This window comes from Parvivirga hydrogeniphila (assembly GCF_023371205.1).
GTDB classification, from domain to species: Bacteria; Actinomycetota; Coriobacteriia; order Anaerosomatales; family Anaerosomataceae; genus Parvivirga; species Parvivirga hydrogeniphila.
The window spans coordinates 187,501-211,593 of sequence record NZ_JAMCCO010000002.1; the positions used below are offsets into that span (position 1 = coordinate 187,501).

Consider the following 24,093-nt stretch of genomic DNA (forward strand, 5'->3'; position numbering starts at 1 on the left):
AACCGGTAGTACTTCACCATGAGCTCGTCAGGGATCGACATCACCTTGCCGAACATCTCGGCCGGCTCATCAGTCAGCCCGATGTAGTTGCCGTAGCTCTTGCTCATCTTCTGAACGCCGTCGGTCCCCTCGAGCAGCGGAAGCGTAAGGCACACCTGGGGGCTCATCCCGAGACGCTCCATCAGATCGCGGCCCGCGAGCAGGTTGAAGAGCTGGTCGGTGCCGCCGAGCTCGACGTCGGCCTCGATCGCCACAGAATCGTAGGCCTGCGCGACCGGATACAGCAGCTCGTGCAGCGAGATCCCGATGCCTTCCCGGTAGCGCTTCTGGAAGTCGTCGCGCTCCAGGATCCGGGCCACAGTGAACTGGCTCGTGAGCCGAAGCAGGTCTTCGAACCGCAGGCCGGCGAGCCACTCCGAATTGCGGCGCATCTCCGTGCGCTCGGGATCGAGGATCTTGAACGCCTGCTCGATGTACGTCGCAGCGTTCGCTTCGACCGCCTCGCGCGAGAGGGCCGGCCGCGTGGTGTTCCGGCCGGACGGATCGCCGATGAGCGCGGTGAAGTCGCCGATGATGAGCACGACCGTGTGACCCAGGTCCTGGAACTGCCGCAGCTTGCGCAGCGGGACCGCGTGCCCGAGGTGCAGATCGGGCGCGGTCGGATCCACGCCGAGCTTGACCCGCAGAGGCCGGCGTTCCGCCAGCTTGCGCACGAGGTCCCCTTCGGGGACGAGGTCCGCGATGCCGCTCTTGATGATGTGCAGCTGCTCGACGACGTCCAATCTGCCGCTCCTGTTCGCGAGGTGACGACCGGTTCACGGGTGACTGCCGGGGTTGGCCGCCCGGGCGTTCGACCGTCATACTAGCACGACGGAACGCGCCCCACGGGGCGCCCCGCAGCTCACGAAAGAGGCTGACACGGACATGGAATCCCCGCACGGCCGCTCCTCACGCGGGAGCAGCGACAGACCTGCCCGGCCTCGGCCACGGCCGAGACGCCGCACGGCCGAGCCCACCGTCGGCGCAGCGCGCGCTCGCTCGACGACCGCTGCGCCCCGCACGTCTTCGCGTACCGCCGAGGCTCCGCGTCGGGCCCAGGCGCCGAAGAGCGCTCGGCCGGCGCGGAACAGGGCGCGCCGCGTGACGGCATCTCGGCGGTCGTGGATCAAGCGGCTCGGTGTCGCCCTTCTCGTGCTCCTCGGGGCGGCACTCGTCGCTGCCGGCGTGACGTACGCTGCCGTGGCGCGAGAGCTTCCCGACATCGGCGCTCCGCTCAAGGGCCGCGATCAGACCACCGTCATCTACGACCGCAACGGCGAGGTCATCGCCAAACTGTTCGCGGAACAGAACCGCACCGACGTGCCGCTCGAGAAGATCCCCGCCGAGCTCAGGCAGGCGGTCATCGCCACCGAGGACCAGCGCTTCTACCAGCACAAAGGCGTGGATCCGCTCGGGATCCTGCGCGCGCTGTGGGTCGACATCACGCGGCCGAACGTCTTGCACGGCGGGTCGACCATCACGCAGCAGTACGTCAAGGTGGCGATCGTGACGCCAGAGCGGACGCTCAAGCGCAAGGTGATGGAGGCCATGCTCGCCTACCGGCTCGAACACAAGTACACGAAAGACCAGATCCTCGCGCTGTACCTGAACACGATCTACTTCGGCCACGGTGCGTACGGAGTCGAGGCGGCGGCGCAGACCTACTTCGGCAAGCACGTGAGCGACCTCGACCTCGCAGAGTGCGCGATGATCGCCGGCGTGATCAAGTCGCCCGGCCGGTACTCGCCGTTCATCGACATGGAGGCCGCCAAGCAGCGCCGCGCGACGGTGCTCTCGCAGATGGCCGACCTGGGATTCATCACCGAAGAAGCAGCTAAGAAGGCGTCGGCGTCGGACATCGGGCTTGCGGCTCACAAGAGCGCCGGCAGCGTGGCGCCGTACTTCGTCGAGTACGTGAAACAGATGCTCACGGAGAAGTACGGCGCAGACATGGTCTACCGTGGCGGGCTCACCGTGAAGACGACGCTCGATACGGCGATGCAGAAGGCGGCCGAAGGCGCGATCGCTTCGAGGCTCGACCGCGCAGACGATCCGTCCGCGGCGCTCGTCGCCATCGACCCCGCAACCGGCGAGATACGAGCGATGGTCGGCGGGCGCGACTTCGCCACGCAGCAGTTCAACGTGGCGGTGCAGGGGCTGCGGCAACCTGGGTCGGCCTTCAAGCCGTTCGTGCTGGTCACAGCGCTCGGCACAGGGATCTCGCCCGAGCAGACCTTCGAGTGCGGCCCGCGCTCCTTCACGCTCCCGAACGGCCAGACGTGGAAGGTCACGGGCGCGCCGGGAGGCAGGAAGGGACCGATGAGGCTGCGCGAGGCCACGGAGAAGTCCGTGAACTCGGTGTACGCGGCCCTGGTGCTCGAAACGGGCGCCGAGGCGGTATCGGAGACCGCCAAGTCCATGGGCATCACGACGCCCATCAAGCCGGTCCCGGCCATCGCGCTCGGCGGCCTGGACAGAGGCGTGAGCCCGCTCGAGATGGCCGCAGCGTACGGGACGCTCGCCAACGGCGGCATGCGCACGACCCCGCATGCCATCACCGAGGTGCTGGACGCGAAGGGCACGCCGCTGGAGACTGCGAAGCCTGCTTCGACGCGAGCGATCTCGGCGCAGGTCGCGTACCTCACAACCGACATCTTGAAAGGCGTCATCGCCAAAGGCACCGGCAAGGCCGCGAAGATAGGCAGACCTGCCGCCGGCAAGACGGGCACTACGCAGCAGTACCGCGACGCGTGGTTCGTGGGCTACACGCCGGACCTCGTCGCAGCGGTGTGGGTGGGCTACCCGGACGCGCAGCGCGAGATGCTCTCGGTGCACGGCCGGAAGATCACCGGCGGTTCGTTCCCGGCGGAGATCTGGACAGCGTTCATGAAGCAGGCGCTCGCCAAGACCCCGAAGCGCGACTTCGAGAAGCCTTCTGGCCTCAAGACCGCGAGAATCTGCCTCCAGTCCGGCCAGCTGGCAAGCGAGTTCTGCACGCAAACGGCCTCCGGTCTTTTCCTTGCCGATCACCTGCCCGAGAAGTGCGAGATCCACACCCAGCCGACTGAGATTCAAGTGCCGAACCTGATCGGCATTGCCAAAGAAGAGGCCCTTGCGCTGCTCAAGAAGCTCATGCTGCTGTTCAAGGTCGTCGAACGGCCGAGCTCCACGGTGCCGGTCGGGATCGTCTTCGACCAGAGCCCGAAGGCCGGAAGCGTCGGGACCACGCAGACCGTCGTGACCATCGTCGTCTCGAAGGGCCCCGAACCCAACCAGCCGCCCCAGCCGTCCTTCACCGTCGCGCCCGCGAACCCCCGCGCAGGCGAAGCCGTGACGTTCGACGCATCGGGATCGACCGACGACGGCACAATCGTGACGTACGCGTGGGAGTTCGGCGACGGCAGCCCCATCGTGAACGGCAAGACGGTGCAGCACGCGTACGCCTCGCCCGGGACCTACACCGTCACCTTGTGGGTCACGGACGACCGGGGCGCGGCCCAGAGCAAGACTGCGACCGTGCAGGTGCGCTGAGCCGACGCATCACGAGACACGCCGGAAGTAGTGCCCCGTGGTAGACGGTTCGTACAGCGTCGTCTCGCGCGCGTCCGCACCGCCGTCGATCGCTGCGCGCAGCGTGGCGATAAGCCGGCGGACCTCCTCCGGCGGCTCGACGGACGCGTCCAGGCGGACTGCCGCCACGCCGCTTTCCACCACCTCGGCGAGCACGCGCGCGAGATCGAGCGGCACCGCGTTGTAGATGTGCGAGCGGCCTGCCGCGTCGACGACGATCGGCATCTCGAATCCCTTGCGGTCGCGAAGCGCGGCTCGCCTGCTGCGCGTCGGACACGCCTCGCACGACGGAGAGCAACGGCCTGCCGCGGCGAGCACGCAGTGCTCGGCGACCATGAGCTCCAGGCGCCCCGCGAGAAGCACGCCTGCGGGAACGGGCGACCTCGTCACGACGCTGCGCACGAGCGCGCCCGGCAGCTCCGGAGACAGCCACACCCGGTGCGCGCCGAGATCGGCGAGCGTCGCGGCCGCCCACGGGTTCATCGCATTGAGCGGCCAGTCAGCTTCGGTCTGCGCTCCGGCGCGCACGAGGACGTCGAGCACCCCGAGCGTCCCAGCGAGCGCTCGGGCCGGCACGCCAGCGCGAAGCCACTCGGCGACATCGCCCTGCGGCGTCACGCGCGGGAACGCGGGCCACACCCCGCGAGGAGCGGCGAGCAGGTCCTGCGGGCGGACGACGCGCATGAACACCGCGTCCGCTCCGCCGCGAAGCGCCGCCTCGGCCTGCTCCGGCGTCCACACGACCGCGACGAGCTCAGGAGTAGCGGGCGCGGGCGCTCGTGCCGGAAGGTCAGGCGGCGTGACGCTCGCGGGAACGAGGCGCTCCCGCCACGGACGCAGGCGCGCCTCGTCCAGAGCCTCGAGCGCCTGGCGCCGCACCTGGTGCAGCACCGAGAACCCGATCCCGGCGTCGGGGTCGAGGTCGACCGCCCACGACCGCGGCCGGTACCCTGTCCCGCCCATCCGCCCGACGTGCTCGACGACGTCCTCCACGCTCACGGGGCGCGTGCGTGCCGGCTCGACGACCGGCCCTTCGGCGCGGCCTTCGTGGCCTTCGGCGCGAACGACGATGCGTACCGGCTGCCCGACTTTGAGCGCGACGTCCACGTCCACCTCAGCGACCCGCACGTCGAGGGCAGAGGCCGGCTCGAACGTCCTGCGCGCAGCGGCCGCGAGCGACGCGTTCGCGACGCGGAAGACGCGATCGCCCGGCGCGACCGGCCGTTCCACGGCCACGGTGGCGCGCTCTCCTGCTGGCGCGGCGTTCACGCGCACGCCGCGGACCTCGAGCGGACCGACCCGCTGCGCGTGCCTACCGCGCGTCGTCCAGAACTCGATCGTGTCGTCGGCGTCGAGCGAGCGCTCGAGGGCGATCGTGGCGCGCTGCCGGTCTGCAGCCACCACGCGGCCGACGGCGACGCCCCGGTTGTTCGGACGCGCGTAGGCCATCATCTCGTTGCCGGACCGCCCGTCCAGGTAGGCGTCCGTGAACCCTCGGCTGAACGCCTCCTCGAGCATCTCGAGCTCTGATGGCAGCACAGACCAGCCCTCCGGATCCTCGGCGAAGCGGTCGAGGGCGGCCCGGTATGCCGCCGTCACCACGGCGACGTACTCCGGAGCCTTGGCGCGCCCCTCGATCTTGAGCGCCGAGACGCCAGCGCGCACGAGGTCCGGCAACCGCTCGATCGCCGCGAGGTCTTTCGGCGACAGGAGGTAGCGCCCAGGCGTCGCGACGACCGTGCCGTCGATGAGCAGGTCGTACGGCAGACGGCACGGCTGCGCGCACATGCCGCGGTTCGCAGACCGGCCCCCGATGGCCGACGACAGCAAGCACTGTCCCGAGTACGAGAAGCACAGCGCGCCATGGACGAACGTCTCGACCTCGACGCCTCCGGCACGGACGATCTCGGCGATCCGGTCGAGCGGCGTCTCGCGCGCAAGGGTCACGCGAGCGAAGCCGAGGCGCTCCAGCTGACGCACCGTCGCCGGATCGTGCGCGTCGATCTGCGTGGAGGCGTGCAGGCGCACCTCCGGGAGCGATTCGCGGAGCGCACGGGCCGCCCCGAGGTCCTGGACGATCACGGCGTCCACGCCCGCCGACCACGCGTCGGCCACGAGCGCGAGGAGCTCGCCCATCTCATCTGGCATCACGAGCACGTTCGCCGTGAGGTACACGCGGACGCCTCGTGCGTGCGCGAAGTCGCACGCCCGCCGCAAGGACTCCGGATCGAAGTTCTCGGCGCCACGCCGCGCGTTGAAGCGGGGAAGCCCCAGGTACACCGCGTTCGCGCCGCCATTGACAGCGGCGATGAGCGCGCGCGGACCGCCCGCTGGAGCGAGCAGCTCGGGTATCGCCGTGTCAGGGCGTGGGACCATGGGTAGCAGTCCGGTGTCGGGAGCGCGTCGTACATTCCATCGAGATGCCTCTGCAGGGTATGGTACTCGAATGGCCGAAGCACTGCCTGGCACGGGCTCGGCTTTCCCGTCACAATGAAGCGGACGAAAGGAGGCCTATGTCGCGCAGAGCTCGACTCCGCCGGCGCTCGCAGCGCACGGCTGCCCGCACGGCGCTCACCGTGCTCGCCGTGGCGGCTGCGAGCGTGCTGTTCACGAGCGCTATCGCGGTTGCAGCTGGCGCCACGGTCGTGAGCGGCTGGCTCAAGGGTCTCCCGAGCGTCGACGACAAGAGCGCCTTCGCTGTCGCGCAGACGACGCGCATCTATTCGGCCGACGGCAAGCTGCTCGCGAACCTGTACCTCGAGAACCGCGTGGTCGTTCCACTCACGAAGATATCGCCACACCTGCAGAAGGCCATCGTGGCCGTCGAGGACGAGCGGTTCTGGACGCACCACGGCGTCGACGTCGTCGGCATCCTTCGCGCCGTCGTCGCGAACCTGCGCGCGGGAGGGGTGCAGGAGGGCGCTTCGACCATCACCCAGCAGATCGTGCGCAACACCGTGCTCGCCGACGAGCGCTTCGAGATCTCGCTCAAACGCAAGGTGCGCGAAGCGTACCTCGCCTACCAGCTCGAGAAGCGCATGTCGAAGTCCGACATCTTGAGCATGTACCTCAACACGGTCTACTTCGGTGAAGGCGCATACGGTGCGGAGTCGGCCGCGCTCGCCTTCTTCGGCAAGCACGCTTCTGACCTCACCATCGCGGAGGCGGCGCTCCTCGCGGGGCTCCCGCAAGGGCCGAGCCGGCTGAACCCGTACGACAACCCCGACGCGGCCTTGGCGCGGCGGCAGTGGGTGCTGAAGCGCATGTACGAGACTGGCGCCATCACTGCCGAGGAGTACGAGAAGGCCAAGGCAGAGAAGCTGGCGCTCAAGCGGGCCCCGGCGGTGGCGGAGACCGGGGTGTACGAGGCTCCCTACTTCGTGGCGCACGTGAAGAAGGTGCTGCAGGAGAAGTACGGGACCGCGCTCGTGTTCAAAGGCGGGCTCACGGTGTACACGACGCTCGACACCCGCATGCAGACGCTCGCCGAGAACGCGGTGCGCAACGTGCTCGACAGACCGAACGACCCTGACGCGGCGCTCGTGGCCATCGACCCGAGCAACGGGTACATCAAGGCGCTCGTCGGTGGCAAGGACTGGGCGAAGAACAAGTTCAACTTCGCGACGCAGGCGCATCGCCAGGCGGGGTCCGCGTTCAAGGTCTTCACGCTGGTGACGGCGCTTGAAGAAGGCATGCCTCCCCATCGGAAGCTGGACTCCTCGTCTCCGGCGATCATCAAGACCGGCGGCGCGCCGTGGGTGGTGAACAACGCCGAGGGGCACGGCAAAGGCTACATCACGCTGCAGGCAGCCACCGTCGGCTCCGTCAACACGTGCTACGCCCGGCTCATCAAAGAGCTCGGCGCGGAGAAGGTGGCCAAGACCGCGAAGCGCATGGGCATCGTGACGCCGCTCAAGCCGTACCTGTCCCTGACGCTCGGCGCGCAAGGCGTGACTCCGCTCGAGATGGCGTCGGCGTTCGGCACGCTTGCAGCGAGCGGCCGCCACTACCCCCCTGTCGCCGTCACGAAGATCAAAGACGCAAGCGGCAAGGTGATCTTCGAGGCGAAGCCGGAAGGCGAGCAGGTGCTCGACCGGTCGATCGCGTACGCCGCCACGAAGATCCTCAAGGGCGTCATCACCGGCGGCACGGCCACCCGCGCCCGAATCGGCCGCCCGGCCGCCGGCAAGACTGGAACCACGCAGGACTACCGCGACGCGTGGTTCGTCGGCTACACGCCTGACTTGGTGTGCTCCGTCTGGATGGGCTACACGCCCGAAAAGCCGATGCGCAACGTGCACGGCCGACGGGTGTTCGGCGGCACATTCCCCGCCCAGATCTGGCACGACTTCATGATCCAGGCGCTCAAGGACAGGCCCGTGCGCGACTTCCCGCCCGCGCCCGCCCCGAAGTACACCTGGAAGAAGGAGTGGGACGTCCCCACAACCAAGGTCCCGAACCTCCTCGGGATGACCGAGGCGGCCGCTATCAAGGCGTTGGAAGACGCCAAGTTCGTGGTGGAGGTGTCGCACGCGTACAGCGCGACCGTCCCGAAGGGCAGCGTCATCTCGCAGACACCGGCGGCCGGAACCAAGCTCGCTCCAGGCGAGACGGTGCGCATCGTGGTGAGCAAGGGGCCCGACCCGAACGCGCCGCCACCGCCTCCACCGCCGGAACCGACGAGCACCCCTGAGCCCACGACGACGCCGTGACGAGAACGGCCCCGGAGCTCCTCCGGGGCCGTTGCACGCGCACCGGCGATGCGCGCTCAGAACCTGCGCACGCGCACCATGCCGGAGATCTCGAAGACCTCGATCCCCTTGGGCTCGATCTCGTCGAGCACGAGGTTCATGCCGAGGGTGTCCGACGACACGTGACCAGCGATGACGAGCGACAGTTTGAGCTCTTCGGCGCGCTTGCGGTGCTCCTCCGAATAGTGCATGCCGACGAGCGTGCCGACGCCCGCGTGCGAGAGCCGGTCGAGCGCATCGGTCGGCCCCTCGGTGCCGCCGGTCATGTCCACGACGATCCTGCCGCAGCGCTGCGAGCCGCTGCCCTGGACGATCGCCGGACCGTAGCCTTTCTTGGCCGCGTCGGCGTACTCCGGTATCGAGCGCAGCGCCTTCACGACGTCGTCGAGCGTCTTCGGAGCGGCCTCGTCGAGGTGGCGCTGCACAAACCGGTTGACCGCGTTGTCGGCAGGCGTGTGGCACGACATCGAGGCGAACCCGAGCGCTCGCGCAGCATCGATCGCCCGGTAGTGGTTCACGGGCATGATGCGCCGCCGGATCTCCTCGGCCCGCGGCGCGATGAGCGCATCGGCTGCACCGATCGGCACGCCCTGCGCAGCCCAGAGGTCGGCCTGCATCGCCATCACCCGATGCAGATTCGCGTAGCCGGGCCCTTCGGGGTGGTGCGAGAAGATGAGGTCGATGGGCGCGCCGCGCTCCCGCAGACGGTCGGCGACGAGCACCTCGCCGACCTCCATGTCGATGCCGACGATGAGCCCGCGGATCTCGTCGTCTGGCGACCCCACGCAGATGCGGGTGTCGTCGTACGGGTTCGTCAGCCGCTCCTCGTCGAAGAACGCGCGCTCGGACTCATCGAGCTTCTCGTACTCGGCTCGCGCCGCGTCCAAGACGCGCTTGACGCCGTCCTCTCCCCGCTCGTCGTTGCGCACGCCGACCTCGATGCACGTACGGTAGATCTCGCCAAGCTTCATGGCCTCACCTTTCGTCCGAGCCCCGGCGCGCTCGGCGCCGTGGGCCTGGCCTGGCTTTCGAGACGTACTGGTTGCCGCCCAGGTAGAACCTGAGCTCCGCGTCGTGGCCCGCCGAAAGGCCGATCCGCCCGCTCGTGCGGATCTCCTCGTCGTGCGGCGGCGCGTCGTAGCAGCACAACGCCTTGTCCGGCGCGAGCGGGGCGCCGTTGTGCTCGAGGGTCACGCCGAGCGCGGCCGCCACCTTGCCCGGCCCGTCCGTGCACGCTCTGCCGCTCCTGCCCCGGCGCTCGACCATCACGTCGTGCCCGATCAGCGGCTCGATCGCGCGGACGAGCACCGCGCCCGCGGTGCCTTCCGGCTCTGTGACGAGGTTCAGCATATGATGGTTCCCGTAGGTGAAGTACACGTACGCGTGCCCCGGCGGACCGTACATCGTAGCGTTGCGACGCGTGATGCCCTTCGTCGCAGCGTGCGAGCCAGGGTCGTCCGCACCGAGGTACGCCTCGACTTCCACGATCCTCCCGCCCGTCACGCGGCCGCCGATGCGGCTCACCAGAACCTTGCCGAGCAGGTCGCGCGCGACTTCAGCGGTTGGGCGCGCGAAGAAGCTCGCCGGCAGCGGCCGTGCCGTATGCAGATCGAATCCCGCCATGGCGCTTGATTATACGGGACGGCACCGGTCAGGCGCGCCGGCGCTTCAGCGCGCCGAGCATCTCGGCGAGGGGCCTCGCGTTCAGCACATGCTCGCGCGTCGCCCATCCACGTCGCGCCTGCCATACGCCGTAGCGCACGAACGCCATCTGCGCGGCCTCGTGCGCGTCGGTGTCGATGGAGATGAGCGCCCCCGCCTCGACGGCCATCCGCACGACGCCATCATCGATGTCGAGACGGTCCGGATACGAATCGAGCTCGAGCACCGTGCCGGTCTCGGCCGCTTTCGCGACGACGGCTTCCAGATCAAGCGCGATCGGCTCGCGGCGCCTGAGGATGCGGCCGGTCAGGTGCCCGATGACGTCCACGTACGGGTTCTCCATCGCGGCCAGCACCCGGGCGGTCGAAACCTCCCGGGGCTGCCCCCACCCCGTGTGGAGCGAGGCGATGCACAGGTCGAACCGCACCAGCACGTCCGGCGGATAGTCGACCTGCCCCGCGTCGTCGATGTTGAGCTCCACGCCTTTCAGGAGCGTCGGGCCCGGCTCGTCGCCGTTGAGGCGATCGATCTCGTCCCACTGACGCTCGAGCGCGTCGATGTCCATCCCGCCCACCATCCGCAGGCCGAGCGCGTGGTCGGTCACCGCCACGTACTCGTAGCCGAGATCTCGCGCCCGCTCGCGGATCTGCCTGAGCGTCGAGCGTCCGTCTGTCGCCACCGAGTGCACGTGCAGGTCGCCGCGGATGTCGCCGACCTCGACGAGGCGAGGGAGCGTGCCTGCCTCCGCGGCCTCGATCTCGCCGGAGTCCTCCCGGATCTCCGGCGGGGGCGTTGCGAGCCCGAGCGCGCGGTACACGTCGTCTTCGGACCCGCACGGCAGCGCAGCGCCATCGGATCGACGCGCCAGGCCGTACTCGCTCACCTTGAGGCCCATCCGCTTCGCGCGCTCTCGCAGCTTCACGTTGTGCGCGGCCGAGCCCGTGAAGTGCTGCAAGGCAGCACCCCACGACTCCGGCGGCACCACGCGCACGTCCACCTCGGTGCCGCCCGCGGTGAGCAGCCGGTGGAACGCCTCGCCGCTCGCCAGGACGTCTGCGACGATGGGCATCTCCCTGAGCGCGACCGCGAGGCCGTGCGGGTCCGTGCTCGCCACTAAGATGTCGATGTCGCCCACCGTGTCCTTGCGCCTGCGGATGCTGCCTGCCGGCTCGGCGTGCACGACGCCCGGCACGGACGCGATCGCAGAGGCCACCTTCTCCGCGAGCGGTAAAGCGTCCGCGAGCAGCATCCGTTCGCCCAGCCGTCGATACCGTTCCACGCCCTCCTTGAGCGAGCGGACCGTCGCCTCGCCGAACCCCGGCAGAGCGCGGACCCTCCCGTCGTCGAGGGCACGCTCCAGCTCGTCGATGGTGCTGACGCCGAGTGCGTCGTACAGCGCCCGTGCCGTCTTCGGGCCTACGCCAGGGACCTGCATCAAGGTCACGAGCGACGGCGGCAACACGGCGGAGACCTCGTCGAGCTCGGGGAACGACCCGCGCACGAGGATCGACGAGATCGCTTTCGCAAGCTTGGCGCCGACGCCAGGGACGTCGGTGAGCCGGCCTTCGGCCGCCGTCCGCGCGATCTCCTCGGGCCACGACCGCACGTTGCGCGCCGCCGTCCGGTACGCGAGGTACCGGTACTTGTCGGCGCCAGCGATCTCGAGCAGGTCGGCCGCCTGCTCCAGGACCCGCGCGACGGCTGCGTTGTCGAGCTCGGCCACGCGGGCCTCCTAGGCCGGCGGATGCTCCGCGAGCCACCGCTCGTCGGCCGCGAGCACGGCGCTCGCGTCGGCCAGCTGCTCGCGGACGCGCTCCGGCGCCGTGCCGCCCTCGCTGGTCCTGCGCGCGACCACCTCGGCGATGTCCAGCGCCGCGACCGCGTCCTCGCCGAGGTGCGGAGACGCTGCGGCGAGCTCGGTTGCGCTCAGGTCCTGGAGCCTGCGTCCCGACCGCTCGCACTCGAGCACCAGACGGCCCACGATCTCGTGCGCCTCGCGGAAGGGGACTCCTTTCGAGGCGAGCAGATCGGCGAGGTCGGTCGCGGCCATGTAGCCGCCGAGCGCGGCCGCCGCCATGCGCTCCGTGTCCACCCGCATCGTCGCAAGCATGCCCTCGACCGCCACGAGCGCGTCCGCGTAGGTGTCGAGCGCGTCGAACAGCGGTTCTTTGTCTTCCTGCATGTCTTTGTTGTACGCGAGCGGAAGCCCTTTGAGCGTCACAAGAAGCGCCACGAGGTCGCCGATCGCACGGCCGGTCTTTCCGCGCACGAGCTCGGCGAAGTCAGGGTTCTTCTTCTGCGGCATGATGCTGGAGCCTGTCGACCAGGCATCGTCGAGGACGATGAACCCGAACTCCTCTGTGGACCACAGCACCAGCTCCTCGCACAAGCGCGACAGGTGCACCATGCCGAGCGCGCACGCGTAGATCGCGTCTGCCGCGAAGTCACGATCCGACACCGCGTCCATCGAGTTGGGGACGACCGCCGAAACGCCGAGCTCGGCAGCGACCGCACCGCGGTCGATCGGGAACGTGGTGCCCGCAAGGGCGGCCGACCCGAGGGGCAAGGCGTCGGCAGCGTCGTACGCCGCTTTCAGGCGACGGACGTCTCTGGAGAGCATCCAGAAGTACGCGAGCAGGTGGTGCGAGAACAGCACCGGCTGTGCCTTTTGCAGGTGCGTGTATCCCGGCATGACGGCGCCGAGGTGCGCCTCTGCGAGATCGACGATGGTGGAGCGCAGGCGGTTCGCGAGCGCCACGAGCTCGTGCGCGCGCCGCTTCACGAACAGCCGCACGTCGGTCGCGACCTGGTCGTTCCGCGAGCGCGCGGTGTGGAGCCGCTTGCCCGCCTCGCCGATCCGGCGCGTGAGCTCCTGCTCGATGGCCATGTGGATGTCCTCGGACGCGACGTCGAACTCGAGCCGTCCGGCCTCGATGTCCTCGCGGATCCCGATGAGGCCGCGGACGATCGCCTCGACGTCCTCGTGGGACAGCACGCCTTGCGTGCCCAGCATGCGCGCGTGCGCGATCGAGCCGGCGATGTCCTCGGCGTACAGACGCCGATCGACGGGCAGCGAGGCCCCGAACCGCTGCTGGAAGCGCTCGGGGGTCCGCTCGAAGCGCCCGCTCCAGGGGGTCGCGCCGCCTTCCGGCGCCGCGGGCATCGCCTACACCTCGCCTTCCTTGCCGACCTTGCGGCGCTGGCGCGCCCACACCTTCGTGGGAAGCCCCCACAGCTGCACGAAGCCCGCGGCGGCCTTGTGGTCGAAGGTGTCGGCCGCATCGTAGGTCGCAAGATTGTAGTCGTACAGCGAGTACGGCGAGCGCCTGCCGACCGTCACGCACGACCCCTTGTAGAACCGCAGACGCACGTCGCCCGTGACCAGCTGCTGCGTGGTGTCGATGAAGCCGTCGAGCGCCTCTTTGAGCGGCGAGTACCACATGCCGTTGTAGACGAGCTCGGCCCACTTCTGCTCGACGCCGAGCTTGTAGTGCAGAAGCTCCCGCTCGAGGCAGAGGTCCTCAAGCGCCTTGTGGGCCGTGATGAGCGTGAGCGCGCCGGGCACCTCGTATATCTCGCGGCTTTTCACGCCGACGAGCCTGTTCTCGATCATGTCGATCCGCCCGAAGCCGTGCTTGCCGGCGATCTCGTTCATGCGCACGATGATGTCGTGGAAGCTCATGGGCGTCCCGTCGAGCGCCACCGGAAGACCTTGCTCGAAGGAGATCTCCACGTACTCCGGCTCGTCGCACGCGCCGCCGCGCGAGTCGGCCGTGAGCGTGTAGATGTCCGCCGGCGGCTCGACCCACGGGTCTTCGAGCACGCCGCACTCGATGGCGCGGCCCCAGAGGTTGTCGTCGATCGAGTACGGGCTCGACTTCGTGGTGGGCACCGGGATCCCGTACCGCGCCGCGTACTCCATCTCCTGCTCCCGCGTCTTGAGCTCCCACTCGCGCACCGGCGCGATGACCTCGATGTCGGGGTCGAGCGCGGCGATGCCGACCTCGAACCGCACCTGGTCGTTGCCCTTGCCGGTGCAGCCGTGCGCTATGTAGCGCGCGCCGCAGCGGTGCGCCTCCTCGACGAGGTGCTTCACGATGATCGGGCGCGAGAGCGCGGAGAGCAGCGGGTACTTGTTCTCGTACAGCGCGTTCGCTCGCAGCGCCTTCGCCAGGAAGTCGTTGACGAACTCCTCGCGCACGTCTTTCACGATGGATTCGACCGCGCCGATGGCGAGCGCCTTGGCGCGGACCATCTCCAGGTCCTGCCGCTCCTGCCCGACGTCCACGGCAAGCGCGACGACGTCGACGCCCTTGTTCTCCATGAGCCACCGGATCGCCACCGAGGTGTCGAGCCCGCCGGAGTACGCGAGGACGCACGTGGGTCGTGTCACTGACTGACCGCCTTCCTTCTGCCAGGCCGCGCGAGACGTCGAGGTCCGCGCGACGCCGTCCGTTCCTACTGACGCTTGCCGCGGTAGCGCTCGATGCTCTCGACCACGGCCTGCGCTTCTGCGTCGCTGCGCGCGATGATGAGGATCGTGTCGTCGCCCGCGATCGAGCCGAGCACCTCGTCGAGCTCGGCCCCATCGATGGCCGCCGCCACGCCTTGCCCGGCACCCGCGGTCGTCTTGACGAGCACGAGCTGGCCGGAACGCACCACCGACACGACAAGCTCGGAGATCATCCGCTGCAGGTGCAGGTCCTCCGCCAGCACGTAGAAGCCCTCGGAAAGCTTCCGGAGCCCCATGTCCGCGATGTCGCGCGACACCGTCGCTTGCGTGCAGTCGAAGCCGTGCTGGCTCAGCCGATCGACGAGCTCGCGCTGCGTCTTGATGTGTTCCCGCCGGACGATCTTGCGGATCGCCTCTTGCCGCTGCTTGCGTTTCCGCACGTGAATCGACCACCCCTCCGTCACGAGAGCACCAGCGAGAGCCATGCCCGCTGTGCGTGCAACCTGTTCTCCGCTTCGTCGAACACCACGGACTGCGGTCCGTCGATGACCTCGTCGAGCACCTCTTCGCCCCGGTGTGCAGGCAGGCAGTGCATGAAGATCGCGTCCGGCTTGGCCAGCGCCATGAGCTCCGGCGTCACGGTGTAGCCACGGAATGCCGCCACCCGTGCGTCGTGCTCGGCCTCTTGGCCCATCGACGCCCAGGTGTCGGTGACGACGACGTCGGCGCCACGCACCGCCTCCTCAGGCGAGCGGATCACGCGGATCGAAGCTCCGGTACCGTACCGCTCAGCGAGCGCCACGGCGTCGTGCACGAAGCGCTCCTTCGGCTCGAACCCCGCAGGAGACGCCACCACCACGTCCATCCCGGCGAGCGCTCCGCCGAGCATGAGGGTGTTCGCCATGTTGTTGCCGTCGCCGACGTACGCGAGACGCAGGCCGGCAAGAGCGCCCCTGCGCTCGCGGATGGTGAGCAGATCGGCAAGCACCTGGCACGGGTGGTAGTCGTCGGTGAGCGCGTTGACGACCGGCACTGACGCGTGCAGCGCGATCTCCTCGACGTCTGCCTGCGCGAAGGTGCGGATGACGATGACGTCCACGTACCGCTCGAGGACCTTGACGGTGTCGTGGATGGTCTCGTTGCGCGAGAAGGCATCGCCGGGACCGAGCACCACCGGGTGCAGGCCCAGATCGACGCACGCGAGCTCGAACGAGACGCGCGTGCGCATCGACGGCTTCATGAAGATCAGCGCCGCCGAACGGCCCGTCATCTGCGGCGAGCGCCGCGCGTTCGCCCGTGCCCGCTTCTGCGCGTCTGCCCGGTCGAGCACCGCCGTGAGCTCCTCGGGCGTGAGCTCGCCGAGCGTCAGGAGGTCCCTGCCCATAAGACTTTGCATCACAGCCCCTTCGAAATGTCGTCCATCACGGCTGATAGTGTATCAATTTCGGATTCTGTGCATACCAGCGGAGGCAGGAAGCGGACGATATCGTCGCCGATCGGGTTCAGCAGCACCCGGCGTTCGAGCGCTGCGTCGGCGAGGGTCTTGGCGACGGGACGGGTGAGCGTCACGCCCACCATGAGCCCCGCGCCGCGGATCTCTGCGATCAGCCCGGTGCGTTCGCCGAAGCGTTCGAGCGCATCGCGCAGGTACGCGCCTGCCCTCGTGGCGTTCTCGCCCAGGCGCTCTGACGTCAGCGCATCCAGCGTGGCGAGCGCGGCCGCGCACACCACCGGACCGCCCGCGAACGTGGAGCCGTGGTCGCCGGGCGACAGCACCTCCGCGACCTGCGCGCGAGCGAGCACGGCGCCCGCCGGCAGTCCGTTGGCGAGCGCTTTCGCAAGCGTCATGACGTCCGGACGCACGCCGTACGCGCGGTGCGCGAACACAGGGCCCGTCCGATACAGGCCCGCCTGCACCTCGTCGAGGACGAGCAGCACACCGCGCTCGTCGCACAGCGACCGCACCGCTTTGAGGTACTCGACGTCGCACGGGAACACGCCGCCTTCGCCTTGGACCGGTTCGAGCAGGACCGCGCACACGTCGGGACCAAGCGCGCGCTCGAGCGCGTCGATGTCGTTGAGCGGCACGTGGGTGAAGCCGGGCACGAGCGGCTCGAACTTCGCTTGTTTGCTCGCCTGGCCCGTCGCCGAGAGCGCTCCGAACGTCCGCCCGTGGAACGACCGTTCGGCTGCGACGATGCGGAAGCACTTCTCCCCGCGCACGCTCCTACCCCACGCGCGCGCGAGCTTGATGGCCGCCTCGACGGCCTCCGTGCCGGAGTTGCACAAGAAGACGCGCGACGGCTCGCCGAACAGCGTGCACAAGCGCTCCTCCAGTTCGGCGCGGTGCTCGACGTGGTACAGGTTGCTCACGTGGACGAGCCGTTCGGCCTGCTCTCGGACCGCACGCGACACCGCCGGGTGCGCATGCCCGAGGTTCACGACGCCGATGCCGGCCACGAAGTCCAGGTACTCGGCGCCGTCCTCGTCGTACAGGCGCATCCCCGAACCGCGCACGAACAGCACCGGCTTGCGCGCGTAGGTCGGCCAGGCGTACCGAGCGTCGAGATCGACTGCGCGCGTCAGCGCTTCGCCCACTCAGCTCACCTCGCCTTCAGTCGGCGCGCCGTTGCGGGTGATCATCGTGCCCACGCCCGCATCGGTGTAGACCTCGAGGAGCAGCGCATGCGGCGTGGTCCCGTTCAGGATGTGTGCGCGCGACACGCCGCCTTCGAGGGCCCGGACGCACGCTTGCACCTTGGGCAGCATGCCCTTCTCGACCTCGCCAGCGGTGACCATCGAACGGGCCTGCTCGAGCGACAGCGCGCTGATGAGCGAGCCCTTGTCGGTGAAGTCCGCATACAGGCCGTCGACGTCGGTGAGGAAGATGATCTTCTCTGCGCCGAGCGCCGCGGCGATCTCGCCTGCAGCGGTGTCGGCGTTGATGTTGTACGACGACCCGTCCTCTCCCGCACCGACGGTCGCGACGACCGGGATGAAGCCGTCGCCGATGAGGTTGTCGACCACCGTGGTGTCGATGCCCGTGACCTCGCCGACCATGCCGAGCTCAGGGTCGAGCTGCCGGGCCCGGATGAGGTTCCCGTCGTCGCCTGAGATGCCGACGGCGTACCTGCCGTGGCTGTTGATGTCGCTCACGATGTCCTTGTTGTTCTTGCCGACCAGAACCATCTTCACGACTTCCATCGCCTCTGGCGGCGTCACCCGCAGACCGTTGCGGAACTCCACCGGCAGACCCAGGCGCTGCATGTATGCTGTGATGTCAGGGCCGCCGCCGTGCACGATCACCGGGTTGACGCCGACGAGCTTCATCAGCACGACGTCCTCGGCGATCGATGCGCGCATCGCCGGATCGGTCATCGCCGACCCGCCGTACTTCACGACGACCGTCCGGCCCCACGTGCGCTTGATCCACGGGAGCGCCTCGGTCAGGGTGAGCGCTTTGTCGAGAAGCGTCTGCATGTGTTCGTTCATGAGCGGTACTCCCCGTTGATCCGCACGTACTCGTAGGTGAGGTCGCACGTCCACACCGTCGCCGACGCCTCGCCTGCACCCAGGTCTGCGACGATCTCGACCTCCGGGCCGCTGAGCGCTCGTGCGGCCTCCTCTTCCGAGAACGGGACCGCGGTGCCGTTCTCGCAGGTGAGGACGCCAGCGAACACGATGCGGACACGCGACGGGTCGAGTGCGGCGCCCGACTTGCCGATGGCCATCGCGACCCTGCCCCAGTTGGCGTCACCGCCGAAGACCGCCGTCTTGACGAGCGGCGACTCAGCGATCGCGAAGGCGGCCCGCTTCGCGTCGCTCTCGTCGCGCGCGCCCGTGACGGTGACGGTGATGAGCTTCGTCGCGCCCTCGCCGTCGCGCGCGATCATCCGTGCGAGCTCGCCGCACACGTACTCGATCGCGACTGCGACAGGCGCGAAGCGCGCGTCGTCTGGCGTGATGGCAGCACCGCCTGCCGCCCCGCTCGCCATGAGCACGCACGTGTCGTTGGTTGAGGTGTCGGAGTCCACGGTCACCCGGTTGAACGTCACCTCGACCGCCTGGCGCAGCGCCGCATCGCAGGCGCGCGGGTCGAGCGGGGCGTCGGTGGTGATGAACGCGAGCATCGTGGCCATGTCCGGCCTGATCATGCCGCTGCCTTTCGCGACGCCGCCGACCGCGTAGGCTCTGCCGTCCACCTCGATGCGGACCGCGACCTGCTTCGGGAAGGTGTCCGTGGTCATGATCGCCTCGGCGACCGCATCGCCGCCGATCACGTCGAGGCGTTCGACGGCCTCCTTGATGCCGGCGATCACCAGATCGACCGGGAGCGGGACGCCGATCACCCCTGTGGAGGCGACGAGCACGTCTTGCGGGCCGCACCCAAGCGCGGCTGCGGCCGCCTCGGCCATCGCCTGTGCGTCAGCCCGCCCGCGCTCGCCCGTGCACGCGTTGGCGTTGCCGGCGTTCACGACGACCGCCCGGGCGTGACCGTCCGCGACGTGCTCGCGAGAGACGAGCACCGGCGCTGCCGCCATCGCGTTGCGCGTGAACACGGCGGCCGTCGGGCAACGGTCCTGCGCAGCGATCACGGCGACGTCGCGCTTGCCCGACCGCTTCAGCCCGGCGCTCACGCCGGCCGCCAAGAAGCCCTGCGGCGCGAGCACGCCCCCGTCCACGTATGCGATTCCTTCCAGCACGCCAGACCTCCTCACACCACCGGAGCCGGGACGTCGAGCCCGCGCGTCTCCGGCACGCCGAGCACGAGGTTCGCGCATTGGACGGCCTGGCTCGCGGCACCTTTGCCGAGGTTGTCGATCGCGCAGGTGGCGACGAGCATGCCGACGCGGCCGTCGAACGCCAGGCCGATGTGCGCGCGATTGCTGCCCGTCACCTCGCGCGTCTGCGGCATGCGGCCGGCAGGATGCACCGTCACGAAGGGCTCGCCCGCGTACGCCGCCTCGTAGACCTGCTGCACGCGCTCGAGCGTGACGCCGTGCTCGCAGCGCAGGTACACCGTCGAGAGCAGGCCCCGCGACATCGGGACGAGGTGCGGCACGAACGTGACGGTCGCACGGGAAAGCCCGCAGCGCGCGAGTCCCTGCTCGATCTCCGGTGTGTGCCGGTGCGCGACCGCCTTGTACGCCGCCACGCTCTCGTTCGCTGCGACGAAGTGCGCGGTCGCGCTCGGGGCGCGCCCGGCTCCGGAAACGCCGGACTTCGCGTCGACGACGACGTGAGCGCTGGACACGAGCCCCGCCCGCACGGCCGGCGCGGCCGCGAGGAGCGTCGCCGTGGGGTAGCATCCCGCGCACGCGACCAGCCGCGACCCCGGCAGCCGGTCGCGCCAGAGTTCCGGGAGCCCGTAGACCGCTTGCGCGAGCAGATGCGTCGCCCGGTGCGGAACGCCGTACCACTGCTCGTAGGTCGCTGCGTCTTCGAGCCGGAAGTCCGCCGAGAGGTCGACCACACTCACACCCGCTTCGAGCAGGCCCGGGGCAAGGGCCATGGCAGCGGTGTGCGGCACCGCCAGGAACGCGAGATCGGCGGCCTGGGCGATCGCGTCGACCGAGGGCTCGGCGAACGTCAGGTCGCACGACGCCAGCGCCGGATAGAGGTCCGAGACCTTGCGACCGGCATCTGCGGTCGACGTGACGAGCGCAAGCTGCATGTCCGGATGGGCAAGGACGAGCCGGACGAGCTCGGCGCCCGTGTATCCGGCAGCTCCGACGATTGCGACGCGCACCATGCGGCTTCCCTCCGGACGTACGACCAGTCCGCGGGCAGTGTACCACGCGCAGCGAATGAGCGTCAACCTTTATGCAATTTCGATGTAATATATGCCGAACACTATTCCACAGTAGCGCAGATTCATGCCGCCTGTGCGCACTCAGGCCCGCAACGTCGCACCGACCTTCGCGCAGACGCGCTCCACCAGCCGGTCGTGCACCGCCCTGACCTCGTCCTCCGAAAGCGTACGGTCGGCGGCGCGATACTCCAGCGAGAACGTCAGGCTCTTCGTGCCCTCAGGAAGCCGACGCTGCTGCGCTCCGTGCGGGTCCTCGTAGACGTCGAAGAGGCGCACGTCCGCCAGAAGCGGCTTGCCGAACGAGCGGATGGCCGACGCCACCGTCTCAGCGGCGACCTCGCGCGGCACGACGAGCGCGACGTCGAGCTTCACCGCCGGGAACCGCGGGATCTCCTCGTAGCGCGCCACGGACCCGCCGGCGCGCACGAGCGCACGGACGTCGACCTCGAAGGCCGCGACGGCGCCATCGACCTCGAAGGTCTTGAGGACGTGCGGCGCCACCTCGCCCAGCCACCCGATGACCTCGCCGCGCACCACGACGTCGGCGGAACGGCCCGGCTGCAGCCAGGCGTGCTCGGCAGCGTCCAGACGCCAGCGCTCGATCCGCAGGCTCTCGAACAGCGCCTCGAGGACGCCCTTCGCGTCGAAGAAGTCGAGCGGCCGGGGACGCTCGTACCACTGCTGGCGGTCCCACGAGCCGGAAAGGACGGCGCCGAGGACCGTGCGCTCCTTCGGCAGCTTGCGGCCTGAAGACGTGCGGAAGACCCTGCCGACCTCGTATAGGTGGACGTCGCTCACGCCGCGACGCTGATTCCGTGAGACCGCCTCGAGCAGCCCCGTGAGCGTGCTGACGCGAAGGTGCGACTGCTCGTTCGACATCGGGTTGAGAAGCTCCACGAGCGCTTCGTCGGGACCGAGCTCGAAACCGCACGCCTCGACCCGCCGCGGGTCTTCGAACGCTAGCCCGATGTGCTCGTTGAGCCCGGCGGCGCGCATGGTGGCGCCGATCCGACGCTCGATGCGCTGGGACGCGTCAAGACCGCCCACGCGCTGCCGCCCGCCCGGCAGCGTGGACGGCACGCGCTCCATGCCCCAGATGCGGACGACCTCCTCGTACAGGTCGACCTCGCGCTCGAGGTCGGGGCGGAACGTCGGCACCGTGCACGCGAGGTCCTCGCCGGTGGCCTCGGACGCGATGCCGAGCCGTCGCAGGATCGCCGCGGCCTCGTCACGCGCGATGGCGGTGCCGAGGAAGGCGTTCATGCGCCCGCACCGCAGCGTGATGCTGCGGTGCGTCACCGGGCTCGGGTACACGTCGATAAGGCCGGGGGCAACCTCGCCGCCGCCGAGCTCGGCGATGAGCGCCGCCGCCCGTTCCGAGGCACGCGCCGCCAACTCCGGATCGACACCTCGCTCGAAGCGTAGGGACGACTCCGAGAGCAGCCCGAGCGTCCGGCTGGTCTTCGAGACGCTCGCGCGGTCGAACGACGCGGCCTCGAGCAGCACGTCCACAGTGCGCTCCGAGACCTCGGTCGCCTCCCCGCCCATCACCCCGGCGAGCGCGACAGGGCCGTTCGCGTCGGCGATGACGAGCATGTCGGGAGAGAGCACCCGGTCCTGGCCGTCGAGCGTCCGCAGCCGCTCTCCGTCGTTCGCGCGACGGACGATCACCTTCGCGACGCCACCGGGCGCGGCGATCGTCGCAAGGTCGAATGCGTGGAGCGGCTGGCCGAGCTCGAACAGGACGTAGTTCGTGACGTCCACGACGTTGTTGATGGGCCTCGCACCTGCCGCGACGATGCGTTCGGCCAGCCAGTCCGGCGACGGCCCGATGCGCACACCGCGGATCAGGCGAGCGGTGTAGCGCGGGCAGAGGTCGGGGTCTTCGACCACCACGGAGACGCGCTTCTCGACGGGCTCGCCGCTCGTCCGCAAATCCCACTGGGGGAAGCGAACGTCGCGGTTGAGAACGGCGCCGACCTCGCGCGCGACACCGGCCATCGACAGGCAGTCGGGCCGGTTCGGAGTGACCTCGAGCTCGAGCACCGTGTCGGCGAGGCCAGCGTACTCCGCGTAGCTCGCGCCGACTGGCGCGTCCTTCGGGAGGATGAGCAGGCCCGACGCGTCGCTTCCGGCGCCGAGCTCGCGAGCGGAACACATCATGCCTTCCGACTCCAGGCCGCGGAGCTTCGCGCGCTTGATGGTGACGCCGCCCGGCAGCGTCGCGCCGACGAGGGCCACTGGCACTTTGTCGCCTTCGGAGAAGTTGGTCGCGCCGCACACGATGCGCAGCGGCTCTTGTGCCCCCACGTCGACCTGGCAGTACGAGAGCTTGTCAGCGTTCGGGTGCTGCTCCTTCACGAGCACCTGGCCGACGACGACACCGTCGAGCGCCTGCCCGGTCTTGATCACGCGCTCGACCTTCGTGCCGGTCATGTCGAGCCGGTCGACGAGCTGCTCCACTGGCATATCGACGTCCACGAGCTCTTTCAGCCACTTCAACGACACGCGCATGCTTCGATCTCCTCGATCCGGGTTGTCCGTCAGAACTGCCGCAAGAACCGCATGTCGCCTTCGATGAGCAGGCGCAGGTCCGGGATGCCGTGCTTGAGCGCAGCGATGCGCTCGGCTCCCATGCCGAACGCGAAGCCCGAGTACCGCTCAGGATCGATCCCGACGTAGCGGAAGACGTTCGGGTCGACCATCCCGCACCCCAAGACCTCGAGCCATCCCTCGCCACCGCACGAGCGGCACCCCTCGCCGCCGCACATCGCGCACGACACGTCTACTTCCGCGGACGGTTCTGTGAAGGGGAAGAAGTGCGGACGCAAGCGCACGCGGCGCTCCGGGCCGAATATCTCGCGGACGAAGTGCTCCAGCGTGCCCTTGAGGTCGCCGAAGGTGATGCCCTCGTCGACGACGAGGCCCTCGATCTGCGTGAACTGCGGCAGGTGGCTCGGGTCGGCGACGTCGCGGCGGAAGACCTTGCCAGGCGCCAGAACGTAGATCGGCGGTCGCTGCTTCTCCATCACGCGGACCTGCACGGGCGAGGTGTGCGTCCGCAGCAAGACCTCCGACTCGATCGGCCCGCTCGGCGCGTCGGCTGAGAGGTCCCTCACGTAGAAGGTGTCCGTCGCTGCGCGCGCAGGATGCTCGGGCGGGTGGTTGAGCGCCGTGAAGTTGTAGTAGTCGAGCTCGACTTCGGGCCCCTCGGCGATCCGGTAGCCCAGACCGACGAACACGTCCACGATCTCGTCCACGATCTGGTGGATGATGTGCTGATGACCGAGCGGCCTGCGCCTGCCCGGAAGCGTCACGTCGATCGCCTCGGCGGCGATCCGGCGTTCGAGCGCCTCGCGCTCGAGAACGGCGCGGCGCTCAAGAAGCGCCTGCTCGATGGCATCGCGAGCCTCGTTCGAGACCTTGCCCACGGCCGGCCGCTGCTCAGCAGGAAGCTCGCCAAGACCGCGCAAGACGGCGGTGAGCTCGCCTTTCTTGCCGAGATACGCGACGCGGACAGCCTCGAGCGTCTCGAGGTCGTTCGCCGTGGCGATCCGTTCGAGAGCCTCGTCTTTGAGCTCGACGATCCTCTCGGCGATACCCATGTGCGCTCCTTCTCTTCGGTCGGACGTCCGATCCTGCAATAGAAGAGCCGCTCCGCCTCAGGAAACCCCAAGGACGGGAGCGGCTCCCGCGGTACCACCCTGGTTGGCGCTCGATGCGCCCGCTCTGTGCGCGACGTCGCGCTGCTGGCCTCGCGCCAGCCGCCCCGTATCGGGGGGACCCGGCTCGCCTACTGGGGCCCT

The 24,093-nt window shown here is 69.2% G+C and carries 17 protein-coding genes (1 of these 17 only partly in view); 2 read left to right on the top strand and 15 right to left on the bottom strand.

From position 1 onward, the window contains the following. Nucleotides 1-782, bottom strand: partial view of a tyrosine--tRNA ligase gene (gene tyrS / locus MX659_RS06535; RefSeq protein WP_267192674.1) — the 5' portion only. 424 nt of this gene lie to the left of the window's left edge; the window shows 782 of its 1,206 coding nt (coding positions 1-782); it begins with the start codon at nucleotides 780-782; its stop codon lies beyond the left edge, outside the window. 358 nt (nucleotides 783-1,140) lie between these two features. Here tyrS and MX659_RS06540 point away from each other — a divergent pair, with 358 nt between their 5' ends. Beyond that, nucleotides 1,141-3,570, top strand: a complete 2,430-nt coding sequence (locus MX659_RS06540; RefSeq protein WP_267192675.1) for a PBP1A family penicillin-binding protein — start codon at nucleotides 1,141-1,143, stop codon at nucleotides 3,568-3,570. A 9-nt stretch (nucleotides 3,571-3,579) separates the two neighbouring features. On the opposite strand, the gene MX659_RS06545 is transcribed toward MX659_RS06540, so the two are convergent. Next, the gene (locus MX659_RS06545; RefSeq protein ID WP_267192676.1) at nucleotides 3,580-5,985 is read right to left on the bottom strand and encodes a DUF3656 domain-containing U32 family peptidase; all 2,406 of its coding nucleotides are present in this window, start codon (nucleotides 5,983-5,985) and stop codon (nucleotides 3,580-3,582) included. 137 nt (nucleotides 5,986-6,122) lie between these two features. Between MX659_RS06545 and MX659_RS06550 the strand changes: the two genes are divergently transcribed. After that, nucleotides 6,123-8,321 carry a PBP1A family penicillin-binding protein gene (locus MX659_RS06550; RefSeq protein ID WP_267192677.1) on the top strand — a complete coding sequence of 733 codons (2,199 nt, stop codon included), beginning with the start codon at nucleotides 6,123-6,125 and terminating at the stop codon, nucleotides 8,319-8,321. Between the two features lie 56 nt (nucleotides 8,322-8,377). On the opposite strand, the gene MX659_RS06555 is transcribed toward MX659_RS06550, so the two are convergent. The 13 genes from MX659_RS06555 to pheS form a co-directional block, all read right to left on the bottom strand. Beyond that, entirely contained in the window at nucleotides 8,378-9,331 is a 954-nt protein-coding gene (locus tag MX659_RS06555) for an NGG1p interacting factor NIF3 (RefSeq protein ID WP_267192678.1), read from the bottom strand. A gap of 4 nt (nucleotides 9,332-9,335) precedes the next feature. After that, the gene (locus MX659_RS06560) at nucleotides 9,336-9,983 is read right to left on the bottom strand and encodes a DNA-3-methyladenine glycosylase (RefSeq protein ID WP_267192679.1); all 648 of its coding nucleotides are present in this window, start codon (nucleotides 9,981-9,983) and stop codon (nucleotides 9,336-9,338) included. Nucleotides 9,984-10,011: 28 nt separating this feature from the next. After that, nucleotides 10,012-11,745, bottom strand: a complete 1,734-nt coding sequence (gene polX / locus MX659_RS06565) for a DNA polymerase/3'-5' exonuclease PolX (RefSeq protein ID WP_267192680.1) — start codon at nucleotides 11,743-11,745, stop codon at nucleotides 10,012-10,014. Nucleotides 11,746-11,754: 9 nt separating this feature from the next. Beyond that, nucleotides 11,755-13,185, bottom strand: a complete 1,431-nt coding sequence (gene argH, locus MX659_RS06570; RefSeq protein WP_267192681.1) for an argininosuccinate lyase — start codon at nucleotides 13,183-13,185, stop codon at nucleotides 11,755-11,757. A 3-nt stretch (nucleotides 13,186-13,188) separates the two neighbouring features. Further along, nucleotides 13,189-14,415 (bottom strand): argininosuccinate synthase, encoded by a 1,227-nt coding sequence (locus MX659_RS06575; RefSeq protein ID WP_267192682.1) that lies wholly within the window; start codon nucleotides 14,413-14,415, stop codon nucleotides 13,189-13,191. Between the two features lie 65 nt (nucleotides 14,416-14,480). Further along, nucleotides 14,481-14,915, bottom strand: coding sequence for an arginine repressor (locus MX659_RS06580; protein WP_323745497.1), 435 nt, complete (start codon nucleotides 14,913-14,915; stop codon nucleotides 14,481-14,483). A 20-nt stretch (nucleotides 14,916-14,935) separates the two neighbouring features. Further along, nucleotides 14,936-15,871 carry an ornithine carbamoyltransferase gene (argF, locus tag MX659_RS06585; protein WP_267192684.1) on the bottom strand — a complete coding sequence of 312 codons (936 nt, stop codon included), beginning with the start codon at nucleotides 15,869-15,871 and terminating at the stop codon, nucleotides 14,936-14,938. Then, a complete protein-coding gene (locus MX659_RS06590) occupies nucleotides 15,871-17,073 on the bottom strand; it encodes an acetylornithine transaminase (protein WP_267192685.1) in 1,203 nt (400 codons plus the stop codon). The genes argF and MX659_RS06590 overlap by 1 nt, the downstream gene beginning before the upstream one ends. Beyond that, a complete protein-coding gene (argB, locus tag MX659_RS06595; protein WP_267192686.1) occupies nucleotides 17,074-17,967 on the bottom strand; it encodes an acetylglutamate kinase in 894 nt (297 codons plus the stop codon). Then, nucleotides 17,964-19,178 carry a bifunctional glutamate N-acetyltransferase/amino-acid acetyltransferase ArgJ gene (gene argJ / locus MX659_RS06600; protein WP_323745498.1) on the bottom strand — a complete coding sequence of 405 codons (1,215 nt, stop codon included), beginning with the start codon at nucleotides 19,176-19,178 and terminating at the stop codon, nucleotides 17,964-17,966. Before argJ ends, argB begins: the two co-directional genes overlap by 4 nt. An 11-nt stretch (nucleotides 19,179-19,189) precedes the next feature. After that, entirely contained in the window at nucleotides 19,190-20,227 is a 1,038-nt protein-coding gene (gene argC / locus MX659_RS06605; protein WP_267192687.1) for an N-acetyl-gamma-glutamyl-phosphate reductase, read from the bottom strand. 141 nt (nucleotides 20,228-20,368) lie between these two features. After that, entirely contained in the window at nucleotides 20,369-22,801 is a 2,433-nt protein-coding gene (gene pheT / locus MX659_RS06610) for a phenylalanine--tRNA ligase subunit beta (RefSeq protein WP_267192688.1), read from the bottom strand. Nucleotides 22,802-22,830: 29 nt separating this feature from the next. After that, on the bottom strand, nucleotides 22,831-23,892 hold the full coding sequence (pheS, locus tag MX659_RS06615) for a phenylalanine--tRNA ligase subunit alpha (RefSeq protein ID WP_323745499.1): 1,062 nt from the start codon (nucleotides 23,890-23,892) through the stop codon (nucleotides 22,831-22,833). Nucleotides 23,893-24,093: the final 201 nt, after the last annotated feature.

Coding starts and splice junctions, on each gene's coding strand:
- MX659_RS06545 (WP_267192676.1), bottom strand. CDS start 5,985: ATGGTCCCACGCCCTGACACGGCGATACCCGAGCTGCTCGCTCCAGCG.
- MX659_RS06550 (WP_267192677.1), top strand. CDS start 6,123: ATGTCGCGCAGAGCTCGACTCCGCCGGCGCTCGCAGCGCACGGCTGCC.
- MX659_RS06555 (WP_267192678.1), bottom strand. CDS start 9,331: ATGAAGCTTGGCGAGATCTACCGTACGTGCATCGAGGTCGGCGTGCGC.
- MX659_RS06560 (WP_267192679.1), bottom strand. CDS start 9,983: ATGGCGGGATTCGATCTGCATACGGCACGGCCGCTGCCGGCGAGCTTC.
- argH (WP_267192681.1), bottom strand. CDS start 13,185: ATGCCCGCGGCGCCGGAAGGCGGCGCGACCCCCTGGAGCGGGCGCTTC.
- argF (WP_267192684.1), bottom strand. CDS start 15,871: ATGCAAAGTCTTATGGGCAGGGACCTCCTGACGCTCGGCGAGCTCACG.
- argB (WP_267192686.1), bottom strand. CDS start 17,967: ATGAACGAACACATGCAGACGCTTCTCGACAAAGCGCTCACCCTGACC.
- argC (WP_267192687.1), bottom strand. CDS start 20,227: ATGGTGCGCGTCGCAATCGTCGGAGCTGCCGGATACACGGGCGCCGAG.
- pheT (WP_267192688.1), bottom strand. CDS start 22,801: ATGCGCGTGTCGTTGAAGTGGCTGAAAGAGCTCGTGGACGTCGATATG.
- pheS (WP_323745499.1), bottom strand. CDS start 23,892: ATGGGTATCGCCGAGAGGATCGTCGAGCTCAAAGACGAGGCTCTCGAA.